Source organism: Salmonella sp. NW645 (assembly GCF_051703725.1).
Taxonomy (GTDB): domain Bacteria; phylum Pseudomonadota; class Gammaproteobacteria; order Enterobacterales; family Enterobacteriaceae; genus Salmonella; species Salmonella enterica.
Window position 1 is genome coordinate 1 of the sequence record NZ_JAMMKR010000002.1, and the last position, 12,535, is coordinate 12,535.

Annotated in this window: 8 protein-coding genes and 1 rRNA gene; 6 read left to right on the plus strand and 3 right to left on the minus strand. The window is 54.0% G+C overall.

The genetic code is table 11. The annotated features are described in order from the left end of the window. The first annotated feature begins 249 nt into the window (after positions 1–249). Positions 250–365, plus strand: a 5S ribosomal RNA gene (gene rrf / locus NA389_RS03860). Between the two features lie 333 nt (positions 366–698). On the opposite strand, the gene NA389_RS03865 is transcribed toward rrf, so the two are convergent. Continuing rightward, on the minus strand, positions 699–1,136 hold the full coding sequence (locus NA389_RS03865) for an acetyltransferase (protein WP_000973248.1): 438 nt from the start codon (positions 1,134–1,136) through the stop codon (positions 699–701). A 156-nt stretch (positions 1,137–1,292) separates the two neighbouring features. Between NA389_RS03865 and metA the strand changes: the two genes are divergently transcribed. The 4 genes from metA to aceK all read left to right on the plus strand — a co-directional run bounded on the left by metA (position 1,293) and on the right by aceK (position 7,281). Continuing rightward, complete coding sequence (gene metA / locus NA389_RS03870) at positions 1,293–2,222, plus strand: homoserine O-acetyltransferase MetA (protein ID WP_001122763.1); 930 nt, start codon at positions 1,293–1,295, stop codon at positions 2,220–2,222. Between the two features lie 268 nt (positions 2,223–2,490). Further along, positions 2,491–4,092, plus strand: a complete 1,602-nt coding sequence (gene aceB, locus NA389_RS03875) for a malate synthase A (RefSeq protein ID WP_001069371.1) — start codon at positions 2,491–2,493, stop codon at positions 4,090–4,092. A gap of 31 nt (positions 4,093–4,123) precedes the next feature. Then, entirely contained in the window at positions 4,124–5,428 is a 1,305-nt protein-coding gene (gene aceA / locus NA389_RS03880) for an isocitrate lyase (RefSeq protein WP_000857878.1), read from the plus strand. Positions 5,429–5,529: 101 nt separating this feature from the next. After that, positions 5,530–7,281 (plus strand): bifunctional isocitrate dehydrogenase kinase/phosphatase, encoded by a 1,752-nt coding sequence (gene aceK / locus NA389_RS03885; protein WP_001137275.1) that lies wholly within the window; start codon positions 5,530–5,532, stop codon positions 7,279–7,281. On the opposite strand, the gene NA389_RS03890 is transcribed toward aceK, so the two are convergent. Together NA389_RS03890 and iclR are read right to left on the minus strand one after the other, a co-directional pair. Beyond that, positions 7,245–7,652, minus strand: coding sequence for an ASCH domain-containing protein (locus NA389_RS03890; protein ID WP_010989091.1), 408 nt, complete (start codon positions 7,650–7,652; stop codon positions 7,245–7,247). The genes aceK and NA389_RS03890 overlap by 37 nt on opposite strands. Before the next feature lie 10 nt (positions 7,653–7,662). Continuing rightward, on the minus strand, positions 7,663–8,487 hold the full coding sequence (iclR, locus tag NA389_RS03895) for a glyoxylate bypass operon transcriptional repressor IclR (protein WP_000226434.1): 825 nt from the start codon (positions 8,485–8,487) through the stop codon (positions 7,663–7,665). A 303-nt stretch (positions 8,488–8,790) separates the two neighbouring features. Between iclR and metH the strand changes: the two genes are divergently transcribed. Then, complete coding sequence (metH, locus tag NA389_RS03900) at positions 8,791–12,474, plus strand: methionine synthase (protein ID WP_000095984.1); 3,684 nt, start codon at positions 8,791–8,793, stop codon at positions 12,472–12,474. Positions 12,475–12,535: the final 61 nt, after the last annotated feature.

Here is a 12,535-nt window from a genome sequence, read left to right on the forward strand (position 1 = left end):
GCGCAGCGATGCGTTGAGCTAACCGGTACTAATGAACCGTGAGGCTTAACCTTACAACGCCGAAGATGTTTTGGCGGTTGAGAGACGATTTTCAGCACTGATTCCGGATTTTCGGGAACGAAAGATTTTACGCTGAGGCAAGGCGGCAAATGAAGGAAAGGAAGGAGCATACTGAAGTATGTGACTGACTTTGCGAATGCAGCCAACGCAGCATCGGTGTAAAAGATTCGTTTCCGGCAACAGAATTTGCCTGGCGGCACTAGCGCGGTGGTCCCACCTGACCCCATGCCGAACTCAGAAGTGAAACGCCGTAGCGCCGATGGTAGTGTGGGGTCTCCCCATGCGAGAGTAGGGAACTGCCAGGCATCAAATTAAGCGAAGGGCCCTGTCGGAAGACAGGGCCTTTTGTTTTTGTCTGTAGTCTGTCGGTGAGCGCTCTCCTGAGGAGGACAAATCCGCCGGGAGCGGATTTGAACGTTGCGCAGCAACGGCCCGTAGGGTGGCGGGCAGGACGCCCGCCATAAACTGCCAGGCATCAGACAAGTGAAGAAGCCCGTCCGTCTGGACGGGCTTCTTTGCGTGTGTGGTAACTGTAAAAATGTAGGCCTGATAAGCGCAGCGCCATCAGGCAACCGGCACCGCCGGATGCCAGTTTCGCCTTATCCGGCCTGTATGCACTTATCAGGCAGCACCACTACTCACGGATAAATTAAATTCAACAATGGATACGGTTTCCCAAGATCGTCAACCTCCGAACGTCCCGTCACCTTAAATCCCATTTTCTTATAAAATCCAACAGCTTGTGTATTTTGCTCGTTAACATTGGTTGTCAACCCCGGCGCCAGTGTTAACGCATGTTCAACTAATCTCTTACCGATACCCTGACCACGCACGTCCGGATCGACAAACAGCGCATCCATATGTTCGCCGGTAAGCAGCATAAATCCTACCGGCTCATCCTGATCGGTCACGGCAACCCATAGTGGCGCTTCTGGCAGAAAATCGCTCACCAGCTCTTCCAGTTCGGCCCGATAAGCGTTTGACAGAAAATCGTGCGTGGCATCGACTGAGCGACGCCAGATCGCAATCAGTTTTTCCCCTTCCTCATGCCTTGAACGGCGAATGTTAATCATCATCTTCACTCCTTTTTTGCTTACTTCTATTCTAATGCAAATGCTGTCGTGAAACTTTCTCACCTTGAACTTGCAGACTCGACATTCGCCTGATTTCTGAGTATCTTCAGCTATCTGGATGTCTAAACGTTTAAACGTATGTCGTGAGGTTATCAGGTTATGCCGATTCGCGTGCTGGACGAGCTACCCGCCGTCAATTTTTTACGTGAGGAGAATGTCTTCGTCATGACGACTTCTCGCGCATCAGGTCAGGAAATTCGCCCGCTAAAGGTACTTATCCTTAACCTGATGCCGAAGAAGATTGAAACGGAAAATCAGTTTCTGCGCTTGCTATCGAACTCGCCATTGCAGGTCGATATTCAACTACTGCGGATAGATGCCCGCGAGTCGAGGAACACGCCAGCTGAGCACCTGAACAACTTTTACTGTAACTTCGACGATATCTGCGATCAGAACTTTGATGGGCTTATCGTGACCGGAGCGCCGCTGGGTCTGGTGGAATTTAATGACGTGGCTTACTGGCCGCAGATTAGGCAGGTGCTGGAATGGGCGAAAGATCACGTTACTTCGACGCTATTTGTCTGTTGGGCCGTCCAGGCTGCACTCAATATTCTTTATGGTATCCCTAAGCAGACCCGTACAGATAAACTTTCCGGCGTCTATGAACATCACATCCTTCATCCTCATGCTCTGTTGACGCGTGGTTTTGATGATTCGTTTCTGGCGCCACACTCACGCTATGCCGATTTCCCGGCGGCGCTAATACGGGATTATACGGATCTTGAAATTCTGGCCGAAACAGAAGAGGGGGATGCGTACCTGTTTGCCAGCAAAGATAAACGTATTGCGTTTGTCACCGGTCATCCTGAATATGACGCTCATACGTTAGCGGGTGAATATTTTCGTGACGTTGAGGCCGGGTTAAATCCGGATATTCCGTACAACTATTTCCCGAAAAACGATCCGCAAAACATACCGCGCGCAACCTGGCGCAGCCACGGTAATTTACTATTTACTAACTGGCTCAACTATTATGTCTACCAGATTACGCCATATGATCTGCGTCACATGAATCCAACCCTGGATTAATCTTCTGCTTCTGACGATCCTAAAGCGTTTCAGCATGTTGAATCAGGCACCTTCGGGTGCCTTTTTTATTTCCGAAACGCACCTCATCATGTAATTAAATTTAATTTATATTGTTATCAATAGGTTAATGCATAATTAAATTAAAAATGGAAATTGTTTTTGATTTTGAAATTTAATTGAGTAGTCTTAGTTGTGTTGAACGAAAAGCGCACAGTGATCCTTCGTTCGCATTGGGGACGTATCTGGATCAACAACGAGGAGCTGCATGATGAATCCACAGGCAACCACAACTGATGAATTAACCTTTACCAGGCCGCAAGGCGAGCTGGAAAAGCAAGTCCTGACCGCTGAGGCAGTCGAGTTTTTGACGGAGTTAGTTACCCGTTTTACGCCAAAACGCAATAAACTCCTGGCTGCACGTATCCAGCAACAGCAGGATATTGATAACGGTAAGTTGCCTGATTTTATTTCGGAAACCACTTCCATTAGAGAAAGTAATTGGCAGATTCGTGGTATTCCGGCGGATTTACAGGATCGCCGAGTAGAAATTACCGGGCCGGTTGAACGTAAAATGGTGATTAATGCCCTGAACGCAAATGTGAAAGTGTTTATGGCAGATTTTGAAGACTCGCTGGCGCCGGACTGGAATAAAGTTATTGATGGTCAAATCAACCTGCGTGATGCGGTGAACGGCACCATTAGCTATACCAACGAAGCCGGAAAAATCTATCAGCTCAAGCCCGATCCGGCCGTATTGATTTGTCGTGTACGCGGTCTACATCTGCCAGAAAAACATGTTACCTGGCGGGGGGAAGCCATTCCCGGCAGCCTGTTTGATTTTGCTCTGTACTTTTTCCACAACTATAAAGCGCTGCTCGCTAAAGGTAGCGGCCCGTATTTTTACCTGCCGAAAACGCAAGCCTGGCAGGAGGCAGCCTGGTGGAGCGAAGTCTTCAGCTACGCCGAAGACCGCTTTAACCTGCCGCGCGGTACGATCAAAGCGACCCTGTTGATTGAAACGCTGCCGGCTGTTTTCCAGATGGATGAGATTCTTCATGCGCTGCGTGATCATATCGTCGGTCTCAACTGTGGTCGCTGGGATTATATTTTCAGCTATATCAAAACGTTGAAAAATCACCCGGATCGCGTCTTGCCGGACAGGCAGGTGGTAACGATGGACAAACCGTTTCTGAGCGCCTACTCGCGCCTGCTAATCAAAACCTGTCACAAGCGCGGCGCGTTCGCGATGGGCGGTATGGCGGCGTTTATCCCGAGCAAAGACGTTGAACGCAACAATCAGGTCCTTGCCAAAGTGAAAGCGGATAAAGCGCTGGAAGCGAACAACGGCCACGACGGCACGTGGATTGCGCATCCCGGGTTGGCGGATACCGCAATGGCCGTCTTTAACGAGGTACTGGGCGAGCACAAAAATCAGCTGTTCATTACCCGTGATGAAGATGCGCCGATTACCGCCGAGCAGTTACTGGAGCCATGTGAAGGCGAACGCACAGAAGCGGGAATGCGCGCCAATATTCGCGTGGCAGTGCAGTACATTGAAGCGTGGATCTCCGGCAATGGCTGTGTACCGATTTATGGTCTGATGGAGGATGCCGCGACGGCGGAAATCTCACGAACCTCTATCTGGCAGTGGATTCACCATGAGAAAACGCTGAGCAATGGAAAACCCGTAACGAAAGCGCTTTTCCGCGAAATGTTGGCGGAAGAGATGCGGGTAATCCAGGACGAACTGGGCGAGCACCGCTACAGCAGCGGGCGCTTCGACGATGCCGCACGTCTGATGGAGCAAATCACCACCTCAGATGACTTAATCGACTTCCTCACCCTGCCGGGCTATCGCTTACTGGCTTAATTCACCACATAACAATATGGAGCATCTGCACATGAAAACCCGTACTCAACAAATCGAAGAATTACAGAAAGAGTGGACACAACCGCGCTGGGAAGGCATCACCCGCCCGTACAGCGCGGAGGAGGTGGTGAAATTACGCGGCTCGGTTAACCCGGAATGCACGCTGGCGCAGCTCGGCGCCGCGAAAATGTGGCGGCTGTTGCACGGTGAAGCGAAAAAAGGCTATATCAACAGCCTTGGCGCGCTGACTGGCGGTCAGGCGTTGCAGCAGGCGAAAGCCGGTATTGAGGCGATTTATCTTTCAGGCTGGCAGGTGGCGGCAGATGCCAACCTTGCATCCAGCATGTATCCGGATCAATCGTTGTACCCGGCAAACTCTGTTCCGGCGGTAGTGGATCGGATCAACAACACTTTCCGTCGTGCAGATCAGATCCAGTGGGCATCCGGTATTGAACCCAACGATCCGCGCTATGTGGATTACTTTCTGCCGATCGTTGCTGATGCGGAAGCCGGTTTTGGCGGCGTTCTGAATGCCTTCGAACTGATGAAATCGATGATTGAAGCCGGTGCAGCGGCCGTTCACTTCGAAGATCAGCTGGCGTCGGTGAAGAAATGCGGCCATATGGGCGGCAAGGTGCTGGTCCCCACGCAGGAGGCGATTCAGAAACTGATTGCTGCGCGTCTGGCCGCTGATGTGATGGGCGTCCCGACGCTGGTGATTGCGCGTACCGATGCGGATGCGGCAGATCTGATCACCTCCGACTGCGATCCCTATGACAGCGGTTTTATTACCGGCGAACGCACCAGCGAAGGTTTTTACCGCACCCATGCGGGCATTGAGCAGGCGATCAGCCGCGGTCTGGCGTATGCCCCGTATGCCGATCTGGTGTGGTGCGAAACCTCTACGCCGGATCTCGAACTGGCGCGTCGTTTTGCCGATGCTATCCACGCGAAGTATCCGGGCAAACTGCTGGCCTATAACTGTTCGCCATCCTTCAACTGGCAGAAGAATCTGGACGACAAGACCATTGCCAGCTTCCAGCAGCAGTTGTCGGACATGGGTTACAAATACCAGTTTATTACCCTGGCGGGCATCCACAGCATGTGGTTCAACATGTTCGACCTGGCGCATGCATACGCTCAGGGCGAGGGCATGAAACACTATGTTGAGAAGGTTCAACAACCCGAGTTCGCCGCGGCGAAAGATGGCTACACCTTTGTTTCCCACCAGCAGGAAGTGGGCACAGGTTACTTCGACAAAGTCACCACCATTATTCAGGGCGGCGCGTCATCCGTTACCGCATTAACGGGTTCTACCGAAGAATCGCAGTTTTGATTGATGCCCGGTGGCGCTGCGCTTACCGGGCCTACAGATAGCGTAGGCCGGATAAGCGAACGCGCCATCCGGCATGATGTGGTGCCGGATGAGGGAAAAAAATGCCGCGTGGCCTGGAATTACTGATTGCTCAAACCATCCTGCAAGGCTTTGACGCGCAGTATGGTCGATTTCTGGAAGTGACTTCCGGCGCGCAGCAGCGTTTTGAACAGGCCGACTGGCACGCCGTCCAACAGGCGATGAAAAGCCGTATCCACCTCTATGATCATCATGTGGGTCTGGTGGTGGAGCAACTGCGCTGTATTACCGATGGCAAAAGTACCGACGCGGATTTCCTTTTACGCGTTAAAGAGCATTACACCCGGCTGTTGCCGGATTACCCGCGCTTCGAGATTGCGGAGAGCTTTTTCAACTCCGTTTATTGCCGGTTATTTGACCACCGCTCGTTAACACCCGAGCGGTTGTTTATTTTCAGTTCGCAACCGGAGCGTCGCTTCCGTACTATCCCGCGCCCGCTGGCCAAAGACTTCTTTCCCGATCACGGTTGGGAGACGCTGTTGATGCGCATACTCAGTGATTTACCGCTGCGTCTGCCCTGGCAGAATAAAAGCCGGGATATCCGCTATATTATCGCGCACCTGACTGAAACACTGGGCGAGGACGCGCTACCTCGCTGCCATGTCCAGGTGGCGAATGAGTTGTTTTACCGTAATAAAGCGGCCTGGCTGGTAGGTAAATTAACCACACCTGACGGTACGCTGCCGTTTTTATTGCCGATTCATCGCACTGATGAGGGTGAACTGTTTGTCGATACCTGCCTGACCACCACGGCAGAAGCGAGCATTGTGTTTGGTTTTGCCCGCTCTTATTTTATGGTGTATGCGCCGCTACCTGCCGCGCTGGTTGAGTGGTTGCGTGAAATCCTGCCGGGTAAAACCACTGCCGAACTGTATATGGCGATTGGCTGCCAGAAACATGCGAAAACCGAAAGCTACCGCGAATATTTGTGTTATCTGGCTGAAAGCGATGAGAAATTCATTGAGGCGCCTGGTATCCGCGGCATGGTGATGCTGGTGTTTACCCTGCCAGGTTTCGACCGGGTATTTAAAATCATTAAAGACAAATTCGCCCCGCAGAAAGAGATGTCTGCCGCCCATGTGCGTGCCTGTTATCAACTGGTAAAAGAGCATGATCGCGTCGGTCGTATGGCGGATACCCAGGAGTTTGAGAATTTCGTACTGGATAAACGGCAAATTGATCCGGCGCTGATGGCGCTGTTACGGCAAGAAGCGCCAGAGAAGATTACCGATCTTGGGGAACATATCGTCATTCGCCATCTCTATATTGAACGGCGCATGGTGCCGCTCAATATCTGGCTGGAACAGGTAGAAGGCCAGCAGTTGCGCGATGCGATAGAAGAATATGGTAATGCGATTCGCCAGCTTGCCGCCGCTAATATTTTCCCCGGCGATATGTTGTTTAAAAACTTTGGCGTTACCCGTCATGGTCGCGTGGTGTTCTATGACTACGATGAAATTTGCTACATGACGGAAGTGAATTTCCGCGATATTCCGCCAGCGCGTTATCCGGAAGACGAACTGGCCAGCGAACCCTGGTATAGCGTCTCGCCGGGTGATGTTTTCCCGGAGGAGTTTCGTCACTGGCTGTGTGCCGATCCGCGTATCGGGCCATTGTTTGAAGAGATGCATGCCGACCTGTTTCGCGCCGATTACTGGCGCGCGCTACAGACGCGTATTAAAGAAGGGCATGTAGAAGATGTGTATGCCTATCGTCGTCGCCAGCGCTTTAGCGTGCGTTACGGCGCGATCTCAAGTACGGCGAACTCTTCGTAAACCAGTTCCATCTCCGGCGACCAATTACCCTCGCGCTCAAAAAAGGCTCGGTGTGCCGCTTGCCAGTACGCCAGGCTAAGATCGCCTTCGCCTTCCAGTGCGGCGAGATCGGCGCTCATCTCGTTAAAACGGATCAGCCTGAGCGCCAGCGTGCGTATGACGCACACGGCGTCGCCTGTGCCGTTGAGCACAATGTGATATGACCCGGGCGTGACAGGGGGCTGCTCTTTCTGATAGCTAACCAGCGAGCTACAGGTGCCACGCTTTTTACCGGCGACCACTAGCGCCGCCAGCTCGTCGGCCAGCGCCGGCGAATCACCGAAAGACCAACAGAAGGCCTGTGGGTACTTCTCCTGCCAGTATAATTTCAGGCTGCTCATTTCAGCGAGTTCCACCATAGGCCAGCGTCACCTCTTTCGCCGCTTTAATCACCATGGCGCCAAGTTCGGTGACGCGATCGTCAGTAATGCGTGAGCAGGGGCCGGAAATAGAGAGGGCCGCAAACGGTTCGCGATGTTCGTCATAAATACACGAGGCCACGCAGCGCAGACCGAGCGCATGTTCTTCGTCGTCAAAGGAATAGCCGCGCTTGCGTGTTTGGGCGAGGTCATCTTTCAGATGCAGCGGCGACACCAGCGTCGCATGGGTATAAGCGTGCAACCCCTTGCGGTGCAGCAGACTGGTAACCTGTTCCTCACTGAGCTGTGATAAAAACGCTTTGCCCGCGCCAGAGGCGTGCATGGGCAGCTTGCCGCCAATAGGGGCGGACATGCGCATCAATTGTGTGCACTGCACCTGGTCGATAATAATGGCCTGATGGTCGCTCTGGTCGAGTACGGCAAGGTTTACCGTTTCGCCGGAGTCCTCCATCAACTTGCGCAAAATCGGATGGACAATCGCCAGCAGATTACGGCTCTGTAAGAAGCTGCTACCGACGATAAACGCGTGTGCGCCTACGGCCCAGTGGCCCAGCTCACCAACCTGGCGGACAAAACCCTGCTGCTGCATGGTGGTGAGTAGACGGTGAGTCGTGGAGTTAGGCAAACCCGCCTGTTGCGCCAGTTCGGTCAGCGCGACGCTGCCGTTGGACTCGGCAATCCACTCCAGCAGCTTCAGACCGCGAGTTAAAGACTGAACCTGCCCGGTTACGGGTGCAGTGGTAGCGGCAGGTTTTCTCCCGCGTTTCGCGGGAACAGGGGCAACCATGGCAGACTCCTTTTTCTGTATCGTGGAAATCATTTTCGTTTTATTCAATTATAATGCAAGAGTTCCTGAACTGATCGGATGAGTGACATCACAGGATGCCCGATGGCGCTGCGCTTATCAGGCCTACGCTTTGGGAGCCGCCAAAGTAATTTGTAGACTGATAAGGCGCTTGCGCCGCCATCCGGCAAAGCGACAGAAGTGGGTGGCAAGCTGAACATGTCTCATGTTGCCCGTTGTTCTCTTTTCCGCCAGCACGCTTTGTGCCAGTATGGCCCGTTACGTGGAGCGTTGTCGGGAGCGAGTGTGAGCAGCAAAGTTGAACAACTGCGTGCGCAGTTAAATGAACGTATTCTGGTGCTGGACGGCGGTATGGGCACCATGATCCAGAGCTATCGTCTACATGAAGAAGATTTCCGCGGGGAGCGCTTTGCCGACTGGCCCTGCGACCTGAAAGGCAACAATGACCTGCTGGTCCTCAGCAAGCCGGGGGTGATCGCCGCTATCCACAACGCCTACTTTGAGGCTGGCGCGGATATCATCGAAACCAACACCTTTAACTCGACAACCATTGCGATGGCGGATTACCGGATGGAATCCCTGTCGGCGGAAATTAACTATGCGGCGGCCAAACTGGCGCGCGCCTGCGCCGATGAATGGACGGCGCGAACACCAGAAAAACCACGCTTTGTTGCGGGCGTGCTTGGTCCAACTAACCGCACGGCCTCCATTTCGCCGGACGTCAACGACCCGGCGTTTCGTAATATCACCTTCGATCAGCTGGTGGCGGCCTACCGTGAATCCACTAAAGCGCTGGTGGAAGGTGGCGTAGATCTGATTCTGATTGAGACCGTCTTTGACACCCTGAATGCGAAAGCGGCGGTGTTTGCGGTGAAAGAAGAGTTTGAAGCGCTGGGCGTTGATCTGCCGATCATGATTTCCGGCACCATCACCGACGCCTCTGGTCGTACCCTCTCCGGCCAGACGACCGAAGCCTTTTATAACTCGCTGCGCCACGCCGAGGCGCTCACTTTTGGCCTTAACTGCGCGCTGGGGCCAGATGAACTGCGCCAGTACGTCCAGGAACTGTCGCGGATTGCCGAATGCTACGTCACCGCGCACCCGAACGCTGGCCTGCCGAACGCTTTCGGCGAGTACGACCTTGACGCCGACACCATGGCGAAACAGATTCGCGAATGGGCGGAAGCGGGCTTCCTGAATATCGTTGGCGGCTGCTGCGGCACCACGCCGGAGCATATTGCGGCGATGAGCCGCGCCGTTGCCGGTTTGCCGCCGCGCCAGCTGCCGGATATCCCGGTTGCCTGCCGCCTTTCCGGCCTGGAGCCGCTGAACATTGGCGACGACAGCCTGTTTGTCAACGTCGGCGAACGTACCAACGTCACCGGCTCGGCCAAATTTAAACGGCTGATCAAAGAAGAGAAATACAGCGAAGCGCTGGATGTCGCCCGTCAGCAGGTCGAAAGCGGCGCGCAGATTATTGATATCAACATGGATGAGGGGATGCTCGACGCCGAAGCGGCGATGGTGCGTTTCCTCAGCCTGATTGCCGGTGAGCCGGATATTGCCCGTGTACCAATCATGATCGACTCCTCCAAATGGGAGGTTATCGAAAAAGGGCTGAAGTGCATTCAGGGTAAAGGCATCGTCAACTCTATTTCGATGAAAGAGGGCGTGGAAGCTTTTATTCATCATGCGAAGTTGCTACGTCGCTACGGCGCGGCAGTGGTGGTGATGGCCTTTGATGAGCAGGGGCAGGCCGATACCCGCGAGCGTAAAATCGAGATTTGCCGCCGGGCGTACAAAATTCTCACCGAAGAGGTGGGCTTCCCGCCGGAAGACATCATCTTCGACCCGAATATCTTCGCCGTGGCGACCGGTATTGAAGAGCACAACAACTATGCGCAGGACTTTATCGGCGCTTGCGAAGATATTAAACGCGAGCTGCCGCATGCGCTGATCTCCGGCGGCGTGTCTAACGTGTCCTTCTCGTTCCGCGGCAACGACCCGGTACGTGAGGCTATCCACGCGGTATTCCTCTACTACGCCATCCGCAACGGCATGGACATGGGCATCGTCAACGCCGGGCAATTGGCGATTTATGACGACCTGCCTGCCGAACTGCGCGATGCGGTTGAAGATGTCATTCTTAACCGTCGCGATGACGGCACTGAGCGTTTGCTGGATTTGGCGGAGAAATACCGCGGCAGCAAAACCGACGAAGCTGCCAACGCCCAGCAGGCGGAATGGCGTAGCTGGGACGTGAAAAAGCGTCTCGAATACTCGCTGGTGAAAGGCATTACCGAATTTATCGAACAGGATACCGAAGAAGCCCGCCAGCAGGCCTCCCGCCCGATTGAGGTGATTGAAGGGCCGCTGATGGACGGCATGAACGTGGTCGGCGACCTGTTCGGCGAAGGGAAAATGTTCCTGCCGCAGGTGGTGAAATCCGCTCGCGTGATGAAACAAGCGGTGGCTTACCTGGAGCCGTTTATTGAAGCCAGCAAAGAAAAAGGCTCCAGCAACGGCAAGATGGTCATCGCCACCGTGAAGGGCGATGTGCACGACATTGGCAAGAACATTGTTGGCGTGGTGCTGCAATGCAACAACTACGAAATCGTCGATCTTGGCGTGATGGTGCCAGCGGAGAAAATCCTCAGAACGGCGCGTGAAGTGAATGCCGATCTGATTGGTCTTTCCGGGCTTATTACCCCGTCGCTGGACGAAATGGTCAACGTGGCGAAAGAGATGGAGCGTCAGGGCTTTACTATTCCGCTACTGATCGGCGGCGCAACCACTTCGAAAGCGCACACCGCGGTGAAAATCGAGCAGAACTACAGCGGTCCGACGGTCTACGTGCAGAATGCTTCGCGTACCGTGGGCGTGGTGGCGGCGCTACTCTCCGACACCCAGCGCGATGACTTTGTCGCCCGTACCCGCAAAGAGTACGAAACCGTGCGTATTCAGCACGCCCGCAAAAAACCGCGCACGCCGCCGGTCACGCTGGAAGCGGCGCGCGATAACGATCTGGCATTCGATTGGGAACGCTACACCCCGCCAGTAGCCCACCGTCTGGGCGTGCAGGAAGTGGAAGCCAGCATCGAAACTCTGCGCAACTACATCGACTGGACGCCGTTCTTTATGACCTGGTCGCTGGCCGGCAAATACCCGCGCATTCTGGAAGATGAGGTGGTGGGCGTTGAGGCGCAGCGTCTGTTTAAAGACGCCAATGATATGCTGGATAAACTGAGCGCCGAGAAACTGTTGAATCCGCGTGGCGTGGTGGGCCTGTTCCCGGCGAACCGTGTGGGTGACGACATCGAAATCTATCGCGACGAAACCCGTACTCATGTTCTGACGGTCAGCCACCACCTGCGCCAGCAGACCGAGAAAGTTGGTTTTGCTAACTACTGTCTGGCGGATTTTGTCGCGCCGAAACTGTCCGGAAAAGCGGACTACATCGGCGCGTTTGCCGTCACCGGCGGTCTTGAAGAAGACGCTCTGGCTGATGCTTACGAAGCGCAACACGACGACTATAACAAGATCATGGTGAAAGCGATTGCCGACCGTCTGGCGGAAGCGTTTGCCGAGTACCTGCATGAGCGTGTACGTAAGGTTTACTGGGGATATGCGCCGAACGAGAGCCTGAGTAACGACGAATTAATCCGCGAAAACTACCAGGGGATTCGCCCGGCGCCGGGTTATCCTGCCTGCCCGGAACATACCGAAAAAGGCACTATCTGGCAGCTACTGGATGTCGAAAAACATACCGGGATGAAGCTCACCGAATCTTTCGCCATGTGGCCTGGCGCGTCGGTCTCCGGCTGGTACTTCAGCCATCCTGAGAGCAAATACTTCGCGGTAGCGCAGATTCAACGCGATCAGGTGACAGATTATGCTTTCCGTAAAGGAATGAGCGTTGAGAACGTTGAGCGGTGGCTGGCGCCGAACCTGGGTTACGATGCGGACTGATTCATAAAATCGTCACTTTTCCTTACAACATACAAGGCACTCATTGGGTGCCTTGTCTCTT